We start from the raw sequence: 24,457 nt of genomic DNA, 5'->3' as shown, positions 1-24,457 counted from the left end.
TGCTATCTCGCTTGTAACTAAAGGATAATTAGTAACTTAGCTGTGCTAGCCATCTAACTACAAATCGGTGAGCAGCCTTGCCTTTCTAAGAATAAATGTTAGTACGGTTTCTTCCCTAGAAATAATCTCTGCGGCAATTTCCATTCCTGGTTGAATCGGATAGGGGCGATCGCCTTTGATCAGATTTATTTTTTCTGGCTGGATGGTTACTTCGTAGGAGGGCGGAACCGCAGGAGCGTTGGCGTTATTATTTTCAGGCGCGATCGCATCGGGTGCGATCGCGCTCACTTGTCCGGAGAGAGTTCCATAATCGGGATAGGGATAGGCAGAAACCCGCATTTGTACCTTTTGCCCAACCGCCACTTTCCCGATATCCTGAGCCGCTACCCGCGCTTTCACGATGAGTGGCGTGTTGCTGGGAGCAATTTGAGCAATTGGTTCGGCTGCACGCACCACCTGAGAGGCATTTCGCAGTTCTAGTTTGAGGATGGTGCCAGATGCTGGAGCACGAATCACGCTTTTTTGCAGTTCCATCCCAATTTGTTTGAGTTCGCGGGTGTCGCTGTTGAGTTGATTTTGAATTTCAATTTGACGCTGAATCAGGGTTTTTCGTTCTTTGTTCAATGTTGCTAAGGTAGATTCACCCGTTGCTCTTTCTTGAGCGATTCGCTCGTTAGCAATTACTACGGGTGCCGCACTGGGATTAAGCATGGCTTTTGCCCGTTGTAGTCTCGCTTGCGCGGCTTTGAAAGCTTCTTCTTTTTCCTTAATTTGCAGTTGAGCGATCGCGCCCGTATTTGCTAGCTGTTGATATTGATTCATCTGCGCCCTTGCTAAATCCACAGATGCCTGTGCTTCTTGCACTTCTGCCTTAGTTATGATTTCCTTCTCTTGATAGTCTCGTTGGTTACGACCCAGATCCGCTTGAGAAACGGCAATGTTGCGATTCATCAAGTTCCACTCTGCCTTTTGCTGGCTGTCAAGGGCACTAATTTGAGCTGCGATTTGACTCAGTTGCAGTTGGTTATTCTGGATATTGCCTTGCAGTTGGCTTTTTTTCGTCTGGAGTTGGGAGTTATCCAGAATCGCGATCGCATCCCCTTGTTTCACGACCTGATTTTCTTTCACAGAGATGCTTTTAATTGTTCCTTCTGTTGCAGCTTGCACGATTCGCAGGTCACCTACAGGACGCACAACGGCAGCAGCTTTAACAGTAATGTTGTACTGCGTATAAGCGGCAAGCATTACAGCTACCCCAAAAGTACCGACTAAAAACAATCCTCCTAGCGTTGTCCATCGGCTGATGGGAGGAAGAAATTCGTCGCTAGAGACTGGGCGGAGAAAGTCGGGGTTGCTGTCACTAAGCATGATTGTCCCATTCAGTGAATGAGTGTTCTCTACTATGATTGCATTTACTTTAAATAAAATTTAATTTCTTTGCCATCGTTTAAAATTTGAGCGGTCAATTGCTTCTACTAGCGCACGCTGTTGTCTGAAATTTACACAATACTTTTTGTCGATTTTTTGAAACTCTTAAATTAATGGAGTAGCGTTGATTAAAAGCGTGTTTATTTTGATGTAAAACCTTACCTCAGAGGGGTACGGTCATTTATGCTACCGAGTAAAACTCTAATTAGTTAACAACAATACACTTGAAAATTTAGGAGAATTTTATGCCCCATCCCTTTGATCTAGCGCTTTCCGAACTGGAAACGGTGGAGTTCAATCTTCTAGAAGAACTCACGGATGAGGAAGCTGCCATCATTACAGGCGGTTTTCACACACCCACGACACCTGGCAGTATACCGATTGGAGGCAATGTCGTCACTCCATTGGAAGTTAACGAAGAGGGCGGGTATTTTATCACTCTGTGGCTTGGTGAAGAAGGTGGTTATGTGACGATCCCGACGACACTCCCTGAATATGGAGGCAACGGGTTGAAATAAGCTTGTTGGAAGTAATACCCGATTAACCTTTTTCCTTGAACTAATTGATTATTAAAGCAAAATTTCTCTCGCTCTTTTCAAAAATGCTGCGTTTATCACTTGATAGAAAAGAAAAATCGTAGCTGGTGACTGAATTGGTTCAGCGATAAAAAACCGCCCTAATTTTAAATTAGGGCAGTTGCGATATGGTTTGACTGATATAGTTGCAGCGAATAAATTGACGATTTAACTGCTAGTAACTGTTAAATTTCCTCCAGTTCCAGTCAAAGTTCCATCCACGATTGATATTGTTGCTGGTTCTGTTAGTTGAGCTGTATAGCTGGTATCGTCAATCGTGAAACTGATGTTAAATGGACTGAGATTGAGAGTGCCATTGGGAATCTCAGCCTTCAAATCGTCAAAGTCAAAACTGAATAAATCTAAACCTCCAGCCACTGCCTCTTGTTCCTGTTCGGATAGTTCTGCAAACAGGGATTGGTCTTGAGGTTGCATTGGTTGGTTGTTTGCACCTACAGTCATGATGTTGCCCTCAAAATAAACTTTGAAGCGTTGGAAACTTGTGCCGTGCTTAAAACTTACGTAAATAAAAACAGCTTTTCCTCCCACTTTTGGGAGATTAGCATTTGATACCGTTGGTTGTAATAATGCAGTCGGCTTTGTGTGCGTAGTCGGTATGGGCAACTTTTCGCGATCGCTTCTAACCAGCGAAGTCAACGAACTGGATGACGCCTCGCTGTCCATTGGTTAACCATTGAGGATCTTCAGCAGAAAGTGTTTTTATCTGAGTTGGCTGTAAACCTGCCACCAGTTCCGATTTGAGCGTGCGGAGTGCTACCAACGGCGCTGGGAAGTAGCACGCAATGTCTTGAAAAGGGGTGGTAAAGTCCCACTGGCGATTGCCTAAACAGCGGCGGTAGTTAGCATCTCCTTTAACAAAAATTAGGCTGGCGGGTGCTAACTCTTGTCGCAAAGCTTCGGGCATTTCCCAGAAAGGCAAGGGCATTGTCCAAAATAAATCGTCATAGCATCGCAAACGACCGGAAGCGATCGCGTCTTGCAAGCGCAGAGAAAGCGATCGCACTTCTCGATCAATGTCAGCAGCCAAAACCTCTAAAGTGTGGTGCAGATCCTGAATGGTCGCATCTGAGACGAAGATAGGATACCGCTTCAGGTGCAGGGAAATCTCAGCCGCCTGAGTGGTTAGCAGAAAATCTGCCAAGCACAAATCGCAGACGAGTTCAAAACCAGCATTATCGACGATGAAGTCAATTCTTCCCCCATCAAGGCTGGCAATCCTGTCCGCAATGATGGGTGTATCATCGACCAAAATATGAGCCTCTTCGTGCTGAATTTCCTGACGGCTGCGATCGCTTTCTCCAGCCTCAATAGGCCAAAGGCTGAGATCGGCGCGGTTGCCCCACAGTGAAAAATAGAGCAGTGGGATTAAACGAGTATGGCGATCGCTTGTATGATACCCAATCCTAGCGGCGATTGCCCGGATTGAATCCATTGCCGTTTCTAAACCCAAGCGTTTTTGCAATCCGTAGGGATCGACGCCTTGGCTCGATCCTGGCAGAAAGTAATTGGTTGCTTCCACAATCCGCCGGAAAAAGTATAACTCTGCAAATAACCAGGGAATGTCTATCCAACGCTTCCCCAGAAAAGGAGCCAAATATGTTGTCCACGCAGCCAAATCTGGGCCATTGTCATCTTTGAGCGATCGCACGATCCCATTTGGCAAGTCCCGGATCAAGGTTTCCAGGTTGTCTACAATCGATGCTGGAAAGTCGTTTTCAGCAATTACTCGCTGCGCGATCGCTGGCATTCGCTTCAGAAGCGTCATGTTTGCAAACGAACCTTCTTCCGTCATCATCAGCGGTGGAGGAAGCGGTAATCGAGGCTGTAAAATCTGCTGTGACATTAGGCGATAGCGCTTTTTATCATGTGTCGAAAGTAATTCTACTTAAGCAGCAATTTTATTGACTCTGAAATCTGGTTACATAAAGCGCATCAAGCCAAAACCCTCAACCTTGAGAACTCTTGCCGATTAGGATGGATTGGGAGCATCTTTTGCAAATATCCATGAGCCTAACCGAACAGATTCTATCTCAGGTACCGGGAAATCCTCTCCTCGGACTGCGTAAAGCCGATAGCCTTTGGCAAGCCATCAAGGAAGACACTACACCGATTCCGATGGTGGTGAAAGAAAGCCAAGAGCCGCTAGGAAGCGTAGACTGGGATGCAATAATCTGCGGCGGCACTTTGGGAATTTTAATCGGTGCTGCTTTAGCTCAGTTGGGGTGGCGAGTTGCCTTGATTGAAAGAGGAATCTTGCGCGGTAGAGATCAAGAGTGGAATATCTCCCGCCAAGAGTTAGAAGTGTTTTTAGAGCTGAATCTACTGACTGAAGCGGAATTAGAACAAGCGATCGCAACCGAGTATAATCCCGCCCGCGTCAGCTTTTTAGGCGGTTCTGAGGTATGGGTGCGCGATGTTCTGAATATCGGCGTCGATCCCGTTTTTCTCCTAGACACCCTCAAATCAAAGTTTCTGGCTGCTGGCGGACAGTTGTTTGAAAACACTCCCTTTGAAGGGGCAGTGGTTCACCCAGATGGCATCAGGGTGGAAGCCTCCGGCGGCTTGAAAACGCGGTTATTAATCGATGCGATGGGACATTTTTCACCCATTGTTCAGCAAGCGCGACAGGGAGAAAAACCGGAAGGCGTCTGCTTAGTCGTGGGGAGTTGCGCCAAAGGCTTTCCTAGTAACGAAACCGGCGATCTGATCGCAACTTTCACATCGATTCAAAATCAATGCCAATACTTTTGGGAAGCTTTCCCAGCACGAGATGGCAGAACGACTTATCTATTTACTTACCTGGATGCTCACCCCAGCCGTCCCAGTTTAGAGTTCTTCTTTGAAGAATACCTGCGCCTGTTGCCCGAATATCAAGGCGTGGAAGTGTCCCAACTGCAATTTCAACGAGCGCTATTTGGCTTCTTTCCCTCTTACCGCAACTCATTAAAGATGCCTTGGAGTCGCATTCTGCCGGTAGGAGATAGCAGTGGTAATCAATCTCCCGTCAGCTTTGGCGGGTTTGGGGCGATGGTGCGACACCTGAAACGGTTAACAGAAGGCATTCACGAGGCTTTACAAATAGATGCTCTCGACAAGAATGCTTTGGCACTTTTGCAACCTTATCAGCCAAATATTGCTGTAACCTGGCTGTTTCAAAAAACAATGGGCGTGGGAATCGAGCAAAAAGTTGACCCAAATCAAATCAACCAGTTGCTTTCTAGCGTATTTCAAGCAATGGCACAGCTGGGAGACGAGGTATTACGCCCATTTTTACAAGATGTCGTCCAGTTTCCCGCCTTATCAAAAACCCTGTTGAAAACAGCCGTGACTTACCCCGGATTAGTGGCTCGAATTATTCCCTTAGTAGGAATCCCGATGCTGCTAGATTGGATGGTTCACTACCTAAACTTGGGAATTTACACGGCTTTATATCCTCTAGCAACCGCCCTGCAACCGTGGACGAAGACGTTGCCACCCCTGCCTCGATACTACTGCGATCGCTTCCTCCAAGCTTGGAAATATGGCTCCGGAGGCGATTATAGAAGCCTGAAGAATCTAGGGTGAAGCCCTTCGGTAAGGGTAAAAGAAACCATAGAGGCAAGCATGATGAAGCCTAAAAGAGGAAATTTTACACTTGATACTTCACGCTTGAGACTTCATCCTTTATCCTTAGGTAAACTCTGGCATCGCTTGAGCATTACCAGCAAGTTTACTTGGGCAGTTGTGGCGCTGCTGCTGCTGATTACACAAGTCGCGATGACGAGCTGGCTGTCGCTGAATGCAGTGGTGCGAGAGACAGAAGCGGCGATTCTCACCAGCATTGAGGTGCAGGCAAAAGTATTTCAGATGGATGCCGCCTTACAGGACGCCCGCCAACTGGAAAAAGACTTTTTTTTGAGCTGGCCTTCTATGGGATTTTCCAGCGCTAGCCAGGATTATGTCCAGGCGCATCGGGAGCAAATTGACAAAGCCCTAGATATCAGCAGCCAGTTGCAAGAGTTACTCAATGGTGGGAAGGTTAGCGATGCTTTGCGTCGGAGCAATCCGGAATTGGTGGCTTATGTAGAGCTTGTCGAGCGCTATGCTAGCAGCTTTAAAGAAGCTGTGGCGTTGGTGGGGACGCTGGGAATCGATGATGTGGGGGTGCTGGCGCGGTTAGAGCAAAATTCGCGGCTATTGCACGACACGCTGCAACTCTCTGCCAGTTCGGAGTTGATGATTTCATATCGGGAAATGCAGTCGGTGGAGAAAGAATATCTCTCCAACCGTCAGGAGGACAAAATCCAGGCGGTGTATGAGGCGGTGGAACGTTTGCGCCAGGGAATTCAACAAGCACCCCAACTCAATGCCACTCAGAAGGCGGCGGCGTGGGAGTATCTGAATGCTTACGAGTTAGCAATCCGAGAAATTATCAACCTCGACGCTCAAATTAGAAGCAAAATCAGCACTTTTGACGAGCAAGCGGCAAGTGTTTCCACTAAAGTAATTGGGTTGGCAAATGCTGACGTACAGCGATCGCGCCTTGAAATCGCCCGAACCAGCACGCTAGCTACGGTACTGCAAGCGATGACAGTATTGACGGCGGTGTTGCTATCTGGGGTGATTGCGAATATCTTCGCTACTGCTTTAAAAAATTTGCAAGCAGAACAGGAAAAATCTGAGCGTCTGCTGCTGAATATCTTTCCAGAAGCGATCGCCCATCGATTAAAACAGGAACAGCGCACGATTGCGGAAAACTTTGCCGATGTGACGGTATTGTTTGCTGACATTGTTGGTTTTACTGAGCTTTCGGCTCGGATTTCCCCAACTGATGTGGTTGAGTTGCTCAATCAGATTTTCTCAGCCTTCGATCGGCTGGCAGATCGCCACGGTTTGGAGAAAATTAAGACGATTGGAGATGCTTATATGGTGGTAGGAGGACTGCCAATGCCTTCAGAAGATCACGCGGAAGCGATCGCGGAAATGGCACTGGATATGCTGGAGGAAATGACTTGCTTAAGTACCAAGATTGGCGAAGCGTTGTCTACTTCTCGCCCTCAACACTACACCATCCGAATTGGAATTAATACGGGTCCCGTCGTTGCAGGCGTTATTGGCACGAAAAAGTTTATCTATGATTTATGGGGCGATACGGTGAATATTGCTAGCCGTATGGAATCCCAAGGCATTGCGGGTTGCATTCAAGTGACAGGAGCAACTTATGAACGCTTACGGCATAAGTACCAGTTTCAGGAACGGGGAACTATCCAGGTAAAAGGTAAAGGGGAGATGAAAAGCTTTCTCCTCAAAGGCAGACATCAAGACGATTCACGATAGATGAATGGTACTGATATAAGAGCTTTGAGATAAATCTCTCACCTTAAAGCTAAAGCTTAAAACAGGTTGAAAGCCTTTGTTTCCCCAGTATTTGGGCCAATTTCAACTGATTTTAGCTCTTATCCCTAACTTTAGTTCAGGGCTGAAGTCAGCGCGATTCCACTATAGATTTTTGTAGAAGACTTGCGATTCTCACGTTTTTCAGGACTGCGAACAAGCCAATCTCTAAATATTTCCGGCTCAACTCGAAAAAGCGAGGTTAAGGAATGTAGATCATCCCCAGTTTATTATTGAACCTCTCTTGGCTCTGAGTCAAAAGATCGCACCATGATTAAACAAGAATTTCAAACCACGCACTACTTTACCGTTTTAATGGGGCTGCTACGCGATCGCCAAGGATTTATGGAAGAAATTCGTCAAGGCGTAAGACTTCCCAGTAAAATCACCTCTCTACTCGTTTGTAGTTCCCTCTTTTTTGCCGCCTATGGCGCAATTATCGGTTCATCTCATAGCCTTTTACAAGCATTGTCCTCTGCTGTTAAACTTCCCTGCTTCTACTTCATCACGCTGATTCTTTGCTTGCCAACTCTCTATTTTTTCAGCATTCTTTTTGGCTCAAGTAAAAGCATCGGGCAGTATTTCGCCATGCTTCTAACATCTGTTGCGGTGATTAGCGTTCTGGAATTTAGCTTGGCACCCGTTGCGCTAGTTTTTCTATTGACCGCTCACAACTACCAATTTTTTGTATTGTTAAATGTGGGTATCTTTGCTCTCACCGGATTGACTGGCGTCACTTTCCTCTATCAGGGAATACAGTTTATGTCCGTACAAGATAGCGAAGCAGCACAAGAAACTCGTACCAGAGTTCTGAAATTTTGGTTAATTCTTTATGCTTTAGTTGGCTGTCAATTAGGTTGGACACTCAGACCCTTTTTTGGAACTCCTGGACAATTTGTATTGTTTCGACCGATGGAAGGGAATTTTTATCTGAGTATTTTCAAAGCAATTGGACACCTTCTAGGTTTTAATTAAAGCTGCACTCAAATAGCACTTGTCTACGTTCAGGATTGTCCATCCTACTTAGCTCGGTCTTAGCTAAAATATCGGAATTCTTGTTTGGAGGCAGTACATAACCCCACCCCTGATCCTCCTCTCTTTCAGAGAAGGGGTTAGGGGTGAGGTTACGAGTAGATATCGAAACAAAGTGAGAACTGCTATATATATCGATAGATAGTTGATAGTTGTAATTTCTGTAGTAAATCGTTATTGTTTTCAAGGAAAAAACTTTGGCTAGATAATATTAACAAGTGATTCTGGCTCACGATTAATATCAGAAAATGATGCGATCGCTTGCAGGATCGCGCTTAATTCACAGAAACTTCATTTAAAGCCCCTAAATTATAAATTTAGGGTAAAGGATTATTTCATCGGTGATAATACTGATAGCAATATCCTCAGATCAGCGGTGAAATCTACTCATTTCAGTGGCGAAGCTACAGTTCGTTGAATTTGGATGTTTGAGTGTAGGGTAGGGAACACGGACATTTTGCACCTTACTCTGGGAACTGGGAAGGCAACAATCCATCCACCCCTCGTTTCTAAGCGTCAGCCTAGAGAACGAGAGGAATCAAGGCAGAGCTTTGATTTGGTAGGTGCAAGATGTAAAGTATCTGGAATCAGGATTGATTAGGAATTCGAGAGTTCCTAGTGTCATACATCGACTTTATGAGATGTATGAGAGCGATCGCTTCCAGTTATGAAGTTTTTAGAAGCTTTGTCTCGCCCCTGTAAGGTGTTGCAGGTTTGTTAAGCGATGAACGTTTTTGGAAGTGGTAGGTAGGAGAAACAGGTAGCAATGACAATTAAAAATCCCGCAACTACTAATTTTTTCTGTCTTCTGTCTTAAGTACCATCCAAAATCTCCAGAGCCAATTTTGGCGTTAAAGCTCAAAGACAACCTGCATTCTCATGCTAGTCCAACCCGCAAAAAAATTATAAACATCGGCTTTTTACTTACGAGATGGTCATCAAAGGAAACAAACTCATGAAAAAAACTCTAGCCGCCCTTACTGTTGGCTTTACCTTAGCGATGGGAGCCACTTCTGCTAACGCCGTTCCTCTTTACGACGGCGTATCGCAGCCAAATCAAACGCCCGCTCAACAGGGATGGGAATATAAAGAAAATGCTTTTAAGTCTCCTGTACCGACCGCAACGCCTTCCACTGAAGGCACTATTTTGAATACGGGTAATACCAGTAATCAAGCAGGCTACTTCAAAGTATCGCCAGTGCTGCTTGACCGCAGTACCGGATATAGCATCAGTTTCAGCGTCAAGGTGAGTTCAGAAACTCACCTCAACAACAATCGTGCAGGCTTCAGTCTGATTGTGATGAGCAATGGCGTCTCTGGTGAAACGCAACCTTATGGGCTGGAATTAGGTTTCTGGCAAAATAGCATCTGGGCGCAAAACGTTGGTTTTACTCAAGGCGAGAAAGTAACTTTCAACGTCCAGAAAACGATGAATAACTATGTATTGTATGTAAAAGACAACCAGTATCAACTGTTTATGAACGGTTCTACCTTTCCTGTTTTGCAAGGCAATCTGCGTCAATATACCGGATTTACACCGCCTCCCGGATATCTCAACCCTTACACAGCTTCCAACCTGATTTTCTTAGGCGACAACACGACATCCGCCACGGCGAACGTTACCATAAAAAGCCTCTCCGCATCCTCTGCCAGCAATGTTAACCTTACCAATACCTCTGGACAGTAAACATTTCACTTTAGGGAATCAAAAAGTCTAAATGAGCGCCAGTTTGGGCTTGTAACTCCTCTAGAGAACCTTGCAATTTCAATCGACCTTGCTCCAGAAAAACAATCCAATCAGCTCGATTAATTACTCTGGGGCGGTGGCTAATTAAAATGGTGGTTCTGCCTTGGCGGTGAGACAGCAACTGCTCTAAAACTTGCGCTTCGCTCACCGGATCGAGTCCCCCCGTGGATTCATCTAAAATCAGAACTGGCGGCTCGTTTACAATCGCTCTGGCAATTGCTAATCGTTGCCGCTGTCCGCCAGAAATATTTGCCCCGAATTCACCCAAAACGGTTTGATATTTGTCGGGTAGCTTGCTGATAAATTCATCTGCACCCGCAATCTGGCAAGCTCTCACAATGTGTTCAAATGCAACGTGAGGGGAACCTAAGCGGAAGTTTTCCACAATTGAGCGACTCCAAAAGTGAGGCTCTTGAGGAACGAGAATCACCTGTTGTCGCAAGCAATCAAGTGATAAATCTTGCAAATTATACATGCCAATGCGGAGATTTCCAGAATGTGGTGAATATAATCCAGCGATTAACTTCGCCAGGGTGCTTTTACCGCAGCCAGATTTACCAATGAGTGCAATAACTTTTCCTCCAGGAATTGTTAGCGAAAAATCTTCTAAAAGGTCAGTTCTGCCAGAGTGGTGGAAGTTGAGATTTGTGGAAATAATATCTGCATCTCCCGGAATTTTAGCAAAGGGTCTTTTGTCATCAACTGGATTTTCTGGTGTAGAGTCAATTACTTCCGTAAGACGTTGGGTGGCGGTTTGAACGCGAGTGAGTTCATCGACAAATCCCACAGCTGCCCCAATAAACGCTAGAAAGTTTCCATTCATGCCGTTAAAAGCTAACAGTTGCCCAATAGTTAATTCTTTACTAATCACCAAGCTACTGCCAAACCAAAGTAAAATGACGCTACCAATACTAGAAACTAATCCAGAAAAGGTACTGTTGATAATGACAATCTGAATTGTCCGGAAGGTGATATTAGCAAGGCGACCGAAGCGACTCTGAAATTCTTCCCAAAATTGCGGTGCAGATGTAGTTGTTTTGAGCGTCAGTGCCCCTTTAAAAGTCTCAACTAAAATGCCTTGATTTTCTGCTTCTAAGACTAATAAGCTCCGAGTTTTTTGTTGCAGTGTCGGTAGGAAAATAATTGTGGAAATTGTCATAACAACAGCAATGCACACAGCAACACTTGTTAGTTTGATGCTGTAGAACAACATCAAACTAAAAGAAACGATGGCAATAAATAGCTGACTCGGCAAGCTGACAACGACTTGAGAAACTAACTGATTAATTTCTTGAATATCTCGCAAGCGGCTGACAATTTCGCCACTGCGACGAGCTTCATAATAGGAAAGCGGCAAACGCAAAATTGCTCTGCCAAATTCTAAAACTAAGCCTAATTGGAGCCGTTGAGAAAAATGGGCGATTAGGTTAGATTGCACCAGTCTGAGGCTACTGGATACAACGTTCATCACCATAACGGCAGTCACGACACCCGTTAGCAGCTGGGTATCTCCCCGAACCAGCACGTCATCGGTGAGGATTTGGATGAGGAAGGGGGATGTCAGAGAAAGCAACCCCAAGACAAGGTTAATGATAAATGCCTCAGCCAGAATCCCTCGGTAAGCCCAGACGGGTTTAAAGAAACGCCCAAAACCGCCAACTTTATCATCAACTTGGGCAAAAAAGCGGGCGGAGTCTGGCTCTAGTAACAGCATGATGCCATTTGTCCAGCCTGCCGCTAGCTCGTTTTTAGTGAGGTAACGGATGCCGACAGCGGGATCGGCGATCGCATATTTTTTCCGGTGTTGCCCGTATAAAACAACCCAGTGGTAGCCTTTCCAGTGAATGACGGCTGGTAGCGGTGCTTGCTTCAATTTGTCAAGAATCTGTGGTGAAGCTTTCACTGCTCTAGCATTAAAACCGAGTGCTTCTGCACCCCGCCGGAGTCCTAGCAATGTGGTTCCTAGCTGTCCAGTGCCTACGGCTTCACGGATACGGTTGAGCGTAAAAGTCCGCCCGTGGTGTTTCGCGATCGCAGCAAGACACGCCGCTCCGCAGTCTTCTTCACTGTGTTGTAAGACATGCTCGTACTTCATGCTTAACTCATGCCATAGTGTCAGGATTTATGCGGTTCGGTAACTAACACACTATAGGCGCACTATAGACAAAATCTAATGGTCAACTTGAACGGTTGATAGAGTTAGGAGGCGCTCAAAACCAGTCACTACAAGAAGATCGTGGCTGCTTCCCTTTGACATTCGTGACCGCCTCAGTCAATTTTCGCAACGAGCATCAATCACAAAGCAGTAGATGCATACTTGGGTTTTCATCAACCCAGCTCAACGATGGGAGCGATCGCTGCAAAACGAAAATTTCGATTAATACACAAGTAACCACATCTATGTAACTTGTCATGAATGTTTGATAACCCCTTAGTCAAACATTTCTGCAATTATGGCGTTTGGATCTAATATGAGGCGTCTGAGCAATACCAGCTTTTTTAAAAGTTTCCTGTCTAGTTACCTTAAATCAGATACTTTAAAGCAAAAAATTATTAATTATTTACAAGCCGATATTGCCTACCTATAACTACTTTAGTCTACTATTAAGAATTTAACAAATAATCCCAATAATTTTTATCAGAATTAATACACAAAACTCAATGAAATTGCTTGTTTTAAATGTCTTGCCTCTATCTTGAGATTGATGCTAACTCAGTATTTAAGTCGCAATATATACAATATCGTGAGTTCAATAGAAGAAGACTCTGCAAGCCTTTAAACAAAACCTTTAGTGGCTTTTGCTAAAAAGTTTTCTCTAGCTTTGAAACCCTAGAATGCTTACACAAATTTTAATACTTTTTAGGAAAAACTAACTCTTCTTAAGAGGAAATAAGGAGGGTATTCCTGAAGATTTTTCTTTAAATAAGCCTTCTACCAAGCGGATCGAGAAAATTTTACTAGCAAGAAAGAAAAAAATGGTCTAACCCTAGACTTGGAGAGCTTTTTGCCTAAAACGTTAGGGATTAAAGCTTAGATCCGACAAGGATTGCTGTTGGGTTTGCAGGCTATTATTCGCGCGACTCTTTCCAAATGAGCATTCATTGGAGTTTAAGGTGAAACGAGTAGCGATCGCATTGAGTCTTTTTAGTCTAGCTAGTAGCGCTCTTGTGAGTTGCACATCAGCTCCCCGGAACGCTCAAAACAGCCAACAAAATAGTTCAGAACTTTCATCCGTTGCTGTCACAGTGCGCGATCTCGGCAACCCCTTCTTTGTACAAGTTGGTAAGGGTGCAGAGGCGGCAGCTAAGAGAATTGGCGGTGCGGACGTTAGCACAACGCTCGTCTCTAGCGGGGACGATTTAAATCAGCAATTTAATCAAATCGAAAATTTCATTGCCTCAGATGTCAGCATGATTGTACTCAATGCTGCTGACAGTAAGGGGATTTTTGCAGCGGTTGAAAAAGCTAAACAAGCAGGAATTCCAATCATTGCAGTTGATACTGCCGCTGAAGGAGGTGTTGATGCCACTGTTACCTCTAATAACGTGCAAGCAGGTGAAGTAAGTTGTCAATACATTGCCGATCGGTTGAAGGGTCAAGGCAATGTTGTAATTATCAACGGCCCTCCTGTTGCTTCAGTCGTTGAGCGAGTCCAAGGATGTCTGAGCGTATTTTCCAAATATCCCAATATCAAGATCCTTTCAAAAGATCAGAATGCAGAAGGTAGCCGTGATGGGGGATTGAGAGTCATGAGCGATTTGCTCACATCCTTCCCAAAAATTGATGCCGTTTTTGCAATTAATGACCCTTGTGGGATTGGTGCGGAGCTAGCTGCTACCCAAGCACAACGGAAAGAGTTCTTTATTGTTGGCGTCGATGGCGCACCCGAAGCTCTAGATGCGCTCAAGCAGGAAAATAGTTTATTTGTTGCGACTGCGGCTCAAGACCCCTTTCGCATGGCAGCCAAGGCAGTTGAGGTCGGGAATGACATTATCAAAGGGAACAAGCCTGCCAATCCAGACATTCTCATTCCAGTCACGTTGGTTACTCGTGAAAACGTGAATCAGCATAAAGGCTGGACAAGTGAATAACCAAGTTTTTGTCGTTAATTGCACCAATTTATGACTTGATAATCCATCAATTTGAATCGTATTTTCACAAACATTACAGGGATTTCTGATGGCAAGTAGCACTCAACCCTCAATAAAAACTAAACCCGTACTCGAAATGCAAGGAATTACAAAAACCTTTAATGGTTTCACCGCCTTGCATGATGTAAATCTCACTATTTATCCTGGGGAAGTTCATGCCCTTATGGGTGAAAATGGTGCAGGCAAGAGTACGCTGATGAAAATCCTGGCTGGAGCCTATATAGCCGATGCAGGGGAAATCAGAATTGACGGTCAAGCTGTTAAGATGACAGACCCAGGTCAAGCCAGAGATTTGGGTATAGCCATTATTTATCAAGAGCTTAATCTCGCCCCAAATCTGACTGTTGCTGAAAACATTTTTATGGGGAGCGAGCTTAAGAAAGGAGGCACCTTCATTGACCGAGACGGAATGCGGCATCAAGCATCTGAGGTATTGAGAAACCTCGACGCGAGTTTTGATGCGGGCGACCTGGTTTCAACCCTTTCCATTGCAGAACAGCAGCAAGTTGAAATTGCTAGGGCGCTCAAACACAAGAGCCGCATTCTAGTAATGGATGAGCCGACAGCAGCGCTTTCAGACCGAGAGACAGAGAAACTTTTTGAGGTTGTTCGCCGCTTGCGGAATGAAGGGATTGCGATTATTTACATTAGCCATCGGATGGAAGAGATTTATGCGCTTGCTGACCGCGTTAGCGTGATTCGAGATGGCGGGTATATAGGCTCTCTGGAGAGGAGTGAAATTTCCGCCCCTCGCTTAGTAGAAATGATGGTGGGTCGTTCTTTACAGGATTTATACGAACATAAGCGTCAAACCCATCCTGGCTCAGTAGTCCTTGAGGTAAAGAATTTAAGTGATGGGCGCAAGGTAAAATCTGCGAGTTTTAAACTGCATGCTGGGGAAATTGTTGGTTTAGCAGGCTTGGTTGGCGCAGGCAGAACTGAAATTGCTCGTCTTATTTTTGGTGCTGACCGAAAGGCTAGCGGTGAAATAAAACTGGAAGGTCGTTCTCTCAATATCTCGACACCCGATGATGCAATTAAAGCGGGAATTGCCTATGTCCCAGAAGATCGTAAGGATCTCGGTCTATTTCTGGAGATAAGTTCTGGTGAAAATATCACTATGAATGTTCTTGGACGAGAGGCAACCTCTGGCATCATCAACTCAAAATCTCTTTTTAAAATTGTGGCTGATGCCGTTAGCAACTTAGGGATTCGTCTTGCCAGCCCAAGCATCAGGGCAATGGATTTATCTGGGGGAAATCAGCAGAAGTTATTGCTAGCCCGTTGGTTGGCAATTAATCCCAAGGTACTTTTGCTCGATGAACCTACGCGCGGTGTTGACATCGGCGCGAAAAGCGAAATATATCGAATTATTAGCGATCTGGCAGCAAAAGGTGTAGCCATTTTGATGATTTCCAGCGAACTGCCGGAAATCGTGGGGATGAGCGATCGCGTCTTGGTGATGCGTGCGGGAAGCCTGGTTGGTGAAGTAGGCGGCTCAACTGGGGAAGCAATTACACAAGAGAACATCATGGGTTATGCCACAGGGGCAAGAGAGGTAGCAAAATCATGAGTCAAACAGAAGTAAGAACCACCAGAAATGGAACGAGCGATCGCTCTAAAGCAAGTAAGCGTCAAGCTTGGAGAAATTTCATTCAGGTTGCTGGCATCCTCCCGATTTTGGTTGCAATCTGTATAATTTTTTCAATTGTTACGCCAAGCTTTCTTTCGCCCGGAAATCTGATTAATGTCATTCGGCAAGCATCGATCAATATCGTGCTGGCGACCGGAATGACATTTGTTATTTTGACCGGAGGAATTGACCTTTCTGTGGGGTCAATTTTGGGCGTAACCGCAGTTGTCGGGGTGCTTGTCTCGTTGATCCCCGGTCTTGGTTTGCTCGCCATACCAGCCGCCCTATTAGCAGGATTAGGTCTAGGCTTACTAAATGGGTCGTTGATTGCCTATTTAGGTTTGCCACCTTTTATCGTCACCCTTGGTTCTTATACAGCCTTGCGGGGTGTTGCTTACTTAGTTGCTAATGGCACAACCGTTCTAAATCGAAATCTAAATTTTGCTTGGATAGGTAACAATTATCTTGGCCCCATTCCCTGGCTAGTTGTGATTGCTTTGCTTGCCGTTGTCGCGAGTTGGTTTGTCTTAAGACGGACAGTATTAGGAAGGCATATTTACGCCGTAGGCGGTAACATACGAGCAGCACGACTAACAGGAATTAAGGTGAGTCGGGTGCTGTTATTTGTTTATGGTGTGAGTGGGTTGCTTTCCGGTTTAGGCGGAGTGATGAGTGCCTCGCGTCTCTACAGTGCGACGGGTATGTTAGGTCAAGGCTACGAACTTGATGCGATCGCTGCCGTAATTTTAGGAGGAACCAGCTTCACGGGTGGCATTGGCACCATCTGGGGGACTTTACTCGGTGCCTTAATTATTGCCCTCCTCAACAATGGGTTAACCCTGATGAACGTGTCATTTTTCTGGCAGTTGGTTGTTAAAGGTCTTGTGATCATTATCGCCGTGACGATTGACAAACTCCGCACCCGCACTAGCGCTGCGTAAGCGTTGAGCTTCCGATGACAGACTGGTAGGAAGCGATCGCACGTCAGGCAGAATAGATCTAAAAAACAGGGAGTCGCGATCGCGACTCCCTGTTTGGCGATCCTCACCGAAGATTTAACTAACGACTGCGTTGAAGATAGCTTTCTACATTGCTAATCGCTCGTGTCGCATACGAATCCCCAGGACGTAAATTAAGCGCCCTTCTAAAGTTAATCAAAGCAGTTTGGTAATCCCTTTGTTGGGTTGCAGCGTACCCAAGTCTCATGTACTGAGTATAATTCCCCTGCCGACCACTCCGTTGCGTAGCCCCTGGAGTATTACCTGCGGGATTCTGCTGAGTAGTGCCCGTTCCTGCTGGATTTTGTTGCCCAGTCCCAGTTCCGGCTGGATTCTGCTGAGTTGCACCCGCACCAGATGGAGTTTGTTGCCCAGTACCTGTACCTGTACCTGCCGGATTCTGCTGAGTTGTACCAGTTCCCGCACCTGCTGGAGTTTGTTGTCCAGTACCTGTACCGGCTGGATTTTGCTGAATTGTACCAGTTCCCGCACCTGCTGGAGTTTGTTGCCCAGTACCTGTACCTGTACCTGTGGGATTCTGCTGAGTTGTACCCGCGCCTGCTGGAGTTTGTTGCCCAGCGCCAGTTCCGGCTGGATTTTGTTGAGTTGTACCAGTTCCCGTGCCAGTTCCCGTGCCTGCTGGAGTTTGCTGGGTAGTGCCCGCACCTGCCGGATTCTGTTGCCCAGTGCCAGTTCCGGCTGGAGTTTGCTGAGTTGTACCAGTGCCAGTTCCGGCTGGAGTTTGCTGGGTAGTGCCCGCACCTGCCGGATTCTGTTGCACAACTCCTGGGCTAATTACCTCATAGTTAGGTTGCCCAGTACGAGTACCAGCGGGAGTTTGTTGGTTAGTACCCGTACCCGTACCAGCGGGAGTTTGTTGGTTAGTACCCGTACCCGTACCAGCGGGAGTTTGTTGGTTAGTACCCGTACCCGTACCAGCGGGAGTTTGTTGGTTAGCACCAGCGCCAGATGGATTTGTTTGTGTCCCACCTGGAGTACTCTGAGCTAATAATTGTTGGCTTCTCGTACTAGAGTTGGAATTGATGAGGGCTAATGCTGGAAAACTGAGGAAAACACTAGCGCCAGCAACGCTCATCAAGCTAACAAGCTTTTTAACCGAATGTTTCTGATTTTGCGTACTCATGGGAATATCCTGAACTTAGGCTAAAAAATACTGACTTTGGCAACTTTCTTGCCAAAAGCGAACAAATGTTGGTTGTAAAAAAATTGACCTTCAGTCAGTTACGTCAGTTAGCAGCCTAAAGACATATTTCTTGAAACTCTTTGTTAAAACCCTACCTCTATTATTTTCTTGGCTCGTCTATCTAAAGAGTTGTACTAATGTTAAATTAATCTGCCTAATTAGGTAGTAATATCCAATCTGATTGATTACTCGCAATTTCCCCAAATCCAAAGCAAGTCTAAGTCTCTGGCTCTATCTCTCCTCCCTGAAATGTGGGTAGATAGAGGAAGCGGTTTCCTCTTGCGGGAAATCTACCAGATTTGAAATGAGGCAGCTAATAGAAATCCACCGTACCTATACTTTGATATCGCAAGCCTGAATGATTCGTGAAGGCGAGATCCCCGACTTCGAGAAAGAAGTCGGGGATCTGAACTACTAGCATCCACACTCAAATAGGATTGCCATAACAATTGAGTTAAAAAGGTTTAGAAAAAGACAAGCAGCAATTTTGGCTCAGGCGCACTGAGACAGAGTAGCGGATGAATTGTACTGCTGAATCGGAATCGCGATCGCAAACTCTGTTCCTTTGCCCGTTTCGGAAATATAGGTCAATTGACCGCTGTGTTTTTCTACCACGATTTGATAACTAATTGACAACCCTAAGCCAGTTCCTTTGCCGATAGGTTTAGTCGTAAAGAAAGGATCGAATAATCGTTGCTGTACCTCAGATGTCATTCCAATGCCGTTGTCTGCAATCCGAATTACAACTTGATTGTTATCTCCGACTTCCGTGCGAATCCGAATTATCGGTGATGGGTAATGGGTATTTCCTTGTCTGTGACTAATTTCCTTTTCTAGTGCCTCAATTGCATTGCAGAAGATATTCATGAATGCTTGGTTGAGTTGCCCAGCATTGCATTCTACAAAAGGAAGGTCGCCATAGTCTTTTTGAACCACAATATCAGGGCGTATACCTCTGCCTTTGAGCCGATTTTGTAGAAACAGGAGCGTGTTGTCGATGCCTTCGTGAATATTGACACACTTCACTTCTGCTTCGTCGAGCCGAGAGAAGTTCCGCAGGGAAAGAACAATCTCAGAGATCCGTTCTGCACCTACCTGCATTGAAGATAGAAGTTTCGGCAAATCTGACCTCAGAAAATCCAGGTCAATGTCTTCCATCTCTGCTTGTATCTCTGGCACTGGCTGAGGATAGTGCTGGATAAACAGGTGCAGCAAGTGCAGCAAGTCGTAGGCATACTCGCTGGCATGGGTGAGATTGCCGTAAATAAAGCTGACAGAGTTATTAATTTCGTGGGCGATACCGGCAACGATTTGTCCCAACCCAGACATTTTTTCCGTCTGAATCAGTTGGGCTTGAGTGCGCTGGAGTTCAAGCAGGGTTTGCTCTAACTGGGTTGTTTTCTCTCTGGATTGAGCTTCTGATTGCCGCAGTGCTTCTGCTGCCTGTTGATGAATCTGCGATTGAGCAATGAGTAACTGATGTACGTCTAAGAGTCTGCAAATTCCCGATTGCAGTTGCACGACGATCGGTTCGTAAATGAGTTCAGGCGATCGCTTTAAGGACTGCTGTACAGTTTCGACAATGGAACTGTTGCGATCGCATACTAAAATCTCACATCGGGCAATGCTGTAGAGTGCCTTCAGAGAGGGCGGGGAAGATAACTCTAAGCTGTAGAGACGGCGCATAGATTCAAAGAAGCGCCGTCGCGAAATCATTCCGACGAAATTACCTTGTTCGGTAATAATCATGCCAGGAAGCAATGGGTTCGCTTCAAAAATCTGGATTGCTTCCTCTACGGCACGTTCCGACTCGATACTAGCGTCGTAGAGCGTTAATTCTTCTAGCGTCGAATCCAAATGTAGGGGTGACGGTTGGGAAGTTGCATCTGTTTGGCTTTGTTCAAAATCCTCAGTCCGGGTTACTGATGCTTGCTCAATCCATGCCCAGGGCATTACTTGTTGTTGAGTCCTGCTTAGCATTTCTTGTGAGTAGTCCGTCCAGTGAGAAGTGTCTTCTGGAATTTTGTGCATCAGTCCCATCGCACCTCTGTTAATGCCCTGATTCAGTATGGCTACTATCAAGCTTTTGAAAAAGCTGCGTAGTGCTACCGATCTCTACACGTTTGCGATCGCTTAATCCGGAAACAGCGATCGCGATCGCTTACGTAAATTTACGTGTTGTTCGCTACACTATACGGAAACTTTAAACGCAAAGCCTCTACCACGGGTGTGAATTAGCACTCTTCTTTTGTGTAGATGCCATTTTGTAGGCTTTTAGCCACTCTCCTAATCAAGCAATCAGCCAAGGTAGCCAAATTGCTAAACTCAAAAGCGTTATAAACAGCGCTGGCAAAGTCAGGATGAGACTCAGATGACGAGAGTGAGGGTGAGAAAGAAGAAAGCGATCGCTCCTGCTGAAAATCCTGACAAGGCGATCGCTGGTGCAGCATAGGTAGTTGCCGCAATGCTCATCTTAGTTACGATGCCATCGCGTACCATCCGGGCTATCAATTAGAGTAATGCCCTTGGCTTGTAGCTCGTTGCGAATGCGATCGCTTTCAGCAAAATTTTTCGCAATCCTGGCTTCCTGGCGCTGCTGAATCATCGCCTCAATGTCTGCATCGCTGAAACCACCAGAAGCGGCAGTTTCAACCTGTAGCTTTGCGATCTCGTCAGCACTTACTTCCAAGCCCAACACACTTGACAAATCAACCAAATTATGCCAATAAATTTCTAATTGTTCGGGTGGGATCTCAGTTTTACCCTGATGAACGAGGATATTTCCCTGCTTGCCTAACTCTTTGGCAAGTTCAAACAATATGGTTAACCCGCCAGGAAAATTCAAGTCATCATCCACTTCTGCCTGAAATCTTTCCACAGCGTTGTCATGTCCCCCCTCGCTGACGGGGAGATTAGCGGGGTTTCCCGTCCAACTCAGTTGGGAACCGTACTTATATCCAAACAACAGACCTTCTTTTAGCGTATTCCAACCGTTTGTCGCCGCTTGTATTGCTTCATCGGTAAAATCAATCGGCTTGCGATATTGGGCTGTAAGAACAAATAGCCGTACCGCCATCGGATCGACCCCTCGATCGAGTAACTCACGGATGGTGATAAAGTTGCCCAGAGACTTAGACATCTTCTCCCCATTTACCGTCACCATCCCGTTATGCAGCCAGTAGTTCGCTAACGGCTTGCCAGTTACCGCTTCCGATTGGGCAATTTCGTTCTCGTGGTGAGGGAAAATTAAGTCAGCACCGCCAGCGTGGATGTCGATTGTATCGCCCAAGCGATCGCGCACCATTGCCGAACATTCAATGTGCCACCCCGGACGACCCGCACCCCAAGACGATTCCCAGGCGGGTTCCCCCGGTTTTGCCGCCTTCCACAGCGCAAAATCAAACGGATCTCTTTTCTTGGACGCTTCCAGGTCTTCCACCTCCACCCGGTTACTCGCGCCCGCTTGCATATCTTCTAACTTGCGTCCCGACAGCTTACCGTACTCCGGAAATTGACGCACCGCATAGTAAACATCACCCGCAGCGGGATAGGCAAAATTTTTCTGTTCCAACTCGTGAATCAGCCGCTGAATCCCATTGATCGTGTGTGTAGCACGCGGATATTCATCCGCTTCTTTGATATTCAGCCGCGCCATATCCTCAAAATAAGCTTGGATGTAGCGTTCGGCGACTTCTTCCATTGACGAACCTTCAAGACGCGCCCGGTTGAGGATTTTGTCATCAATATCGGTAAAATTCTGCACATAGCGCACGTCATAGCCGACAAATTGCAGATAACGGCGCGTCACATCCCAGACGATGCAAGCTCTTGCATGACCCAAGTGGCAATAGTCATACACCGTCACGCCGCAGTAGTACATCCCGGCTTTACCGGGTTCAACGGGTTCAAAGGCTTCCTTGCGACGAGTGAGGGTGTTGTAGAGTGTTAGGGCCATTCCTAGAACTTAAGAAATAAAGTGCATCTGTATCAGTATTTTAAATTCCCTGGTCAGCAAGCCATCCACTCATCCGAATTAAAATTTTACTTTGTCGCTAATTAAGTCTCAAAAAGTAGGTGCTTAAGAGAGTAACTAGGGAGCAATGCGGCTTCAACACAACATCATGCGCTTCAACATCGACTTAACGCGATAGCGTTAGCGAAGCGAGGCGTTAGCCTAGCGCTGACTTGTCAGTTCGCATCCGCTAACACTAACGCTAACAACATTGCTTTACTGAGCGAAATTCGCTTCAAGATGAAAAATGCTTAGGCGATGCGAAAAGGATTGGAGAATGCCTTCTTCGGAGTTAGGTAAGCTGGAGGGAGAGAGCGATCGCTCTGTTAGCGCGTATGCGAAGCTGTTCGCTTGCTATAAAGTAAAAGGTTGGATCTCCATTTCAAGCCATCATCGGGATCTAAACCTACACTCCGCTTAGCGCTTAGCTCCTACAGTAATTTACGTATAGCTCTATCAACGTTTTTTGAGAAAATCTGAAAGTCGCACTATGCAACCAGCCACCACTCCCAGTCAATCTCCAGAGATAGATGCCCCCAAGCACGGCTTACCCGTGACGATCATTACAGGTTTCCTTGGCAGTGGCAAAACCACCCTCCTCAATCACATCTTGAGCAATCAGCAAGGCGTCAAAACCGCTGTTCTGGTTAATGAATTTGGTGAGATCGGCATTGATAATGAGCTGATTGTCACCACCGGCGAGGACATGGTGGAGTTAAGTAACGGTTGTATCTGCTGCACCATTAATAACGATCTCGTCGAAGCAGTCTACAAAGTTCTGGAACGCGAAGAAAAGGTCGATTATCTGGTAGTCGAGACAACCGGACTCGCAGATCCCCTGCCAGTGGCACTTACCTTTTTAGGTACAGAACTGCGAGACATGACTCGTCTAGATTCCATCATTACGGTGGTAGATTCGGAAAACTTCAGTCTCGATTTATTCAACAGCGAAGCCGCCGCCAGCCAGATCGCATACGGTGATATCATCCTGCTCAACAAGGCAGACTTGGTGGATGAAGCCGACTTAGACTCCTTAGAAGTCAGAATTCGGGATATGAAAGGCGGTGCCCGGATTATGCGAACCACCAAAGGACAGGTGCCGCTACCGTTACTCCTCAGCGTCGGTTTATTTGAGACTGACAAATATTTCCAAAACGAAGAGGCAGAAAAGGGTCACGACCATCACCACCACGACCACGGTCATGACCACGATCATCACGATCATCACGACGATCATAGTAGTTGCGATCACGATCATGGCGTTTGCACTCACGACCATCACGACCACGATCATCATTCCCACCACTTGGAAAATGACGGGTTTACCTCGATTTCCTTTGAAAGCGACAAGCCTTTTGCGATCAAGAAATTTCAAAATTTCCTAGATAATCAGCTGCCCTCGACCGTCTTCCGTGCCAAAGGGATTCTTTGGTTTGATGAAAGTCCTCGGCGTCATATCTTCCACTTGTGCGGCAAGCGCTTCTCCATCGATGATGAAGACTGGGCAGGAAAACCAAAAAACCAGTTGGTACTGATTGGTCAGGATTTAGATAAAGAGACCCTGCAACAACAAATCAAAAGTTGTGTTTGTCTGCCTTCTACTTCTCGCGGTAAAGGCTTTGGGAAATAGTTTTTAGGAATTAGCTAATTGCTAAATTCCTAATCGCTTTTCTCAGTTAGGTCAAATAGATTGCGGCTCTAATTTTTGGTCGGGGCATGGCATTGTCATGTCCCGACAGGTGTATCGAAGCTAATTATGCGCGTTGTCATTCAGCGAGTTAAATCCTCACAAGTTGAAGTTTCAGATCGAGTAATCGGCAAAATTGGGCGCGGACTTAATTTACTCGTAGGCATTGCCGAAACAGATACCGAAGCTGAACTGGAGTGGATGGCTCGTAAATGTCTAGAATTGCGCTTATTTCCAGATGAGCAAAATGGTAGCGGGCGTTGGGAGAAATCCGTTCTAGAAATTGGGGGCGAATTGCTGGTAGTCAGCCAATTCACCCTCTACGGAGATTGTCGTAAAGGACGCCGCCCCTCTTTTGATAAATCTGCTGCCCCTGCGATCGCTCAAAATCTTTACGAACAGTTTATCGCTAAGTTGCGCCAGAGCGGTTTGCGCGTGGAAACAGGCGAATTTGGGGCGATGATGCAGGTAGCAATTGAAAATGATGGCCCTGTTACTTTGCTGCTAGAACGAGAAGCGACTTAACTTGAATAACATTGACTCCAAAGCTGTAAATTCCCCCTTCCTTTGCAGGAAAGAGGGTTAAAATGTTAGG

The 24,457-nt window shown here is 46.0% G+C and carries 17 protein-coding genes; 10 read left to right on the top strand and 7 right to left on the bottom strand.

The genetic code is table 11. The features are described 5' to 3' along the window. Nucleotides 1-57 precede the first annotated feature (57 nt). Nucleotides 58-1,368, bottom strand: coding sequence for an HlyD family efflux transporter periplasmic adaptor subunit (locus H6F52_RS09105; protein WP_190533953.1), 1,311 nt, complete (start codon nucleotides 1,366-1,368; stop codon nucleotides 58-60). Between the two features lie 305 nt (nucleotides 1,369-1,673). On the opposite strand from H6F52_RS09105, the gene H6F52_RS09100 reads away from it, so the two are divergent. Continuing rightward, the gene (locus H6F52_RS09100) at nucleotides 1,674-1,946 is read left to right on the top strand and encodes a hypothetical protein (protein WP_190533950.1); all 273 of its coding nucleotides are present in this window, start codon (nucleotides 1,674-1,676) and stop codon (nucleotides 1,944-1,946) included. Nucleotides 1,947-2,171: 225 nt separating this feature from the next. Here H6F52_RS09100 and H6F52_RS09095 read toward each other — a convergent pair whose 3' ends face one another. Both H6F52_RS09095 and H6F52_RS09090 read right to left on the bottom strand, forming a co-directional pair. Continuing rightward, complete coding sequence (locus H6F52_RS09095) at nucleotides 2,172-2,465, bottom strand: hypothetical protein (protein WP_190410007.1); 294 nt, start codon at nucleotides 2,463-2,465, stop codon at nucleotides 2,172-2,174. A gap of 178 nt (nucleotides 2,466-2,643) precedes the next feature. Beyond that, nucleotides 2,644-3,867 (bottom strand): damage-control phosphatase ARMT1 family protein, encoded by a 1,224-nt coding sequence (locus tag H6F52_RS09090; protein ID WP_190533947.1) that lies wholly within the window; start codon nucleotides 3,865-3,867, stop codon nucleotides 2,644-2,646. 161 nt (nucleotides 3,868-4,028) lie between these two features. Between H6F52_RS09090 and H6F52_RS09085 the strand changes: the two genes are divergently transcribed. The 4 genes from H6F52_RS09085 (at nucleotide 4,029) to H6F52_RS09070 (ending at nucleotide 10,116) form a co-directional block, all read left to right on the top strand. Next, the gene (locus H6F52_RS09085) at nucleotides 4,029-5,588 is read left to right on the top strand and encodes an FAD-dependent oxidoreductase (RefSeq protein ID WP_190533944.1); all 1,560 of its coding nucleotides are present in this window, start codon (nucleotides 4,029-4,031) and stop codon (nucleotides 5,586-5,588) included. A gap of 39 nt (nucleotides 5,589-5,627) precedes the next feature. After that, a complete protein-coding gene (locus tag H6F52_RS09080; protein WP_242033881.1) occupies nucleotides 5,628-7,340 on the top strand; it encodes an adenylate/guanylate cyclase domain-containing protein in 1,713 nt (570 codons plus the stop codon). A 327-nt stretch (nucleotides 7,341-7,667) separates the two neighbouring features. After that, nucleotides 7,668-8,372: an actin-binding WH2 domain-containing protein gene (locus H6F52_RS09075; RefSeq protein ID WP_190533941.1), complete on the top strand. Its 705-nt coding sequence runs from the start codon at nucleotides 7,668-7,670 to the stop codon at nucleotides 8,370-8,372. Between the two features lie 1,012 nt (nucleotides 8,373-9,384). Continuing rightward, a complete protein-coding gene (locus H6F52_RS09070; RefSeq protein WP_190533938.1) occupies nucleotides 9,385-10,116 on the top strand; it encodes a hypothetical protein in 732 nt (243 codons plus the stop codon). 10 nt (nucleotides 10,117-10,126) lie between these two features. Here the strand turns inward: H6F52_RS09070 and H6F52_RS09065 are convergent, their stop codons facing one another. After that, nucleotides 10,127-12,271, bottom strand: coding sequence for a peptidase domain-containing ABC transporter (locus tag H6F52_RS09065; protein ID WP_190533935.1), 2,145 nt, complete (start codon nucleotides 12,269-12,271; stop codon nucleotides 10,127-10,129). A gap of 1,019 nt (nucleotides 12,272-13,290) precedes the next feature. Between H6F52_RS09065 and H6F52_RS09060 the strand changes: the two genes are divergently transcribed. The 3 genes from H6F52_RS09060 to H6F52_RS09050 all read left to right on the top strand — a co-directional run bounded on the left by H6F52_RS09060 (nucleotide 13,291) and on the right by H6F52_RS09050 (nucleotide 16,902). After that, the gene (locus H6F52_RS09060; RefSeq protein ID WP_190533932.1) at nucleotides 13,291-14,268 is read left to right on the top strand and encodes a substrate-binding domain-containing protein; all 978 of its coding nucleotides are present in this window, start codon (nucleotides 13,291-13,293) and stop codon (nucleotides 14,266-14,268) included. A gap of 88 nt (nucleotides 14,269-14,356) precedes the next feature. Continuing rightward, complete coding sequence (locus H6F52_RS09055) at nucleotides 14,357-15,901, top strand: sugar ABC transporter ATP-binding protein (RefSeq protein ID WP_190527183.1); 1,545 nt, start codon at nucleotides 14,357-14,359, stop codon at nucleotides 15,899-15,901. Continuing rightward, on the top strand, nucleotides 15,898-16,902 hold the full coding sequence (locus H6F52_RS09050) for a ribose ABC transporter permease (RefSeq protein WP_190533929.1): 1,005 nt from the start codon (nucleotides 15,898-15,900) through the stop codon (nucleotides 16,900-16,902). The genes H6F52_RS09055 and H6F52_RS09050 overlap by 4 nt, the downstream gene beginning before the upstream one ends. A 118-nt stretch (nucleotides 16,903-17,020) precedes the next feature. On the opposite strand, the gene H6F52_RS09045 is transcribed toward H6F52_RS09050, so the two are convergent. The 3 genes from H6F52_RS09045 to cysS all read right to left on the bottom strand — a co-directional run bounded on the left by H6F52_RS09045 (nucleotide 17,021) and on the right by cysS (nucleotide 22,118). Beyond that, nucleotides 17,021-18,103 carry a tetratricopeptide repeat protein gene (locus tag H6F52_RS09045; protein WP_190533926.1) on the bottom strand — a complete coding sequence of 361 codons (1,083 nt, stop codon included), beginning with the start codon at nucleotides 18,101-18,103 and terminating at the stop codon, nucleotides 17,021-17,023. 552 nt (nucleotides 18,104-18,655) lie between these two features. Next, the gene (locus H6F52_RS09040) at nucleotides 18,656-20,245 is read right to left on the bottom strand and encodes an ATP-binding protein (protein WP_242030413.1); all 1,590 of its coding nucleotides are present in this window, start codon (nucleotides 20,243-20,245) and stop codon (nucleotides 18,656-18,658) included. 391 nt (nucleotides 20,246-20,636) lie between these two features. Continuing rightward, nucleotides 20,637-22,118, bottom strand: a complete 1,482-nt coding sequence (cysS, locus tag H6F52_RS09035; protein WP_190533923.1) for a cysteine--tRNA ligase — start codon at nucleotides 22,116-22,118, stop codon at nucleotides 20,637-20,639. A gap of 547 nt (nucleotides 22,119-22,665) precedes the next feature. Here cysS and H6F52_RS09030 point away from each other — a divergent pair. Both H6F52_RS09030 and dtd read left to right on the top strand, forming a co-directional pair. Next, nucleotides 22,666-23,805, top strand: coding sequence for a GTP-binding protein (locus H6F52_RS09030; RefSeq protein WP_190533920.1), 1,140 nt, complete (start codon nucleotides 22,666-22,668; stop codon nucleotides 23,803-23,805). 126 nt (nucleotides 23,806-23,931) lie between these two features. Continuing rightward, on the top strand, nucleotides 23,932-24,387 hold the full coding sequence (gene dtd / locus H6F52_RS09025; RefSeq protein WP_190410019.1) for a D-aminoacyl-tRNA deacylase: 456 nt from the start codon (nucleotides 23,932-23,934) through the stop codon (nucleotides 24,385-24,387). Nucleotides 24,388-24,457 lie beyond the last annotated feature (70 nt).

Origin of the sequence: Coleofasciculus sp. FACHB-542 (assembly GCF_014695825.1) — a bacterium.
GTDB lineage: Bacteria > Cyanobacteriota > Cyanobacteriia > Cyanobacteriales > FACHB-T130 > FACHB-T130.
This window is presented reverse-complemented; position numbering and strand designations above follow the sequence as displayed.

Excerpts from the sequence above, each read along its gene's own strand:
- H6F52_RS09065 (WP_190533935.1), bottom strand. The coding sequence starts at position 12,271 with ATGAAGTACGAGCATGTCTTACAACACAGTGAAGAAGACTGCGGAGCG.
- cysS (WP_190533923.1), bottom strand. The coding sequence starts at position 22,118 with ATGGCCCTAACACTCTACAACACCCTCACTCGTCGCAAGGAAGCCTTT.
- H6F52_RS09045 (WP_190533926.1), bottom strand. The coding sequence starts at position 18,103 with ATGAGTACGCAAAATCAGAAACATTCGGTTAAAAAGCTTGTTAGCTTG.
- H6F52_RS09030 (WP_190533920.1), top strand. The coding sequence starts at position 22,666 with ATGCAACCAGCCACCACTCCCAGTCAATCTCCAGAGATAGATGCCCCC.
- H6F52_RS09075 (WP_190533941.1), top strand. The coding sequence starts at position 7,668 with ATGATTAAACAAGAATTTCAAACCACGCACTACTTTACCGTTTTAATG.
- H6F52_RS09085 (WP_190533944.1), top strand. The coding sequence starts at position 4,029 with ATGAGCCTAACCGAACAGATTCTATCTCAGGTACCGGGAAATCCTCTC.
- H6F52_RS09080 (WP_242033881.1), top strand. The coding sequence starts at position 5,628 with ATGATGAAGCCTAAAAGAGGAAATTTTACACTTGATACTTCACGCTTG.
- H6F52_RS09095 (WP_190410007.1), bottom strand. The coding sequence starts at position 2,465 with ATGACTGTAGGTGCAAACAACCAACCAATGCAACCTCAAGACCAATCC.
- H6F52_RS09055 (WP_190527183.1), top strand. The coding sequence starts at position 14,357 with ATGGCAAGTAGCACTCAACCCTCAATAAAAACTAAACCCGTACTCGAA.
- H6F52_RS09100 (WP_190533950.1), top strand. The coding sequence starts at position 1,674 with ATGCCCCATCCCTTTGATCTAGCGCTTTCCGAACTGGAAACGGTGGAG.
- H6F52_RS09070 (WP_190533938.1), top strand. The coding sequence starts at position 9,385 with ATGAAAAAAACTCTAGCCGCCCTTACTGTTGGCTTTACCTTAGCGATG.
- H6F52_RS09090 (WP_190533947.1), bottom strand. The coding sequence starts at position 3,867 with ATGTCACAGCAGATTTTACAGCCTCGATTACCGCTTCCTCCACCGCTG.
- H6F52_RS09105 (WP_190533953.1), bottom strand. The coding sequence starts at position 1,368 with ATGCTTAGTGACAGCAACCCCGACTTTCTCCGCCCAGTCTCTAGCGAC.
- H6F52_RS09050 (WP_190533929.1), top strand. The coding sequence starts at position 15,898 with ATGAGTCAAACAGAAGTAAGAACCACCAGAAATGGAACGAGCGATCGC.
- dtd (WP_190410019.1), top strand. The coding sequence starts at position 23,932 with ATGCGCGTTGTCATTCAGCGAGTTAAATCCTCACAAGTTGAAGTTTCA.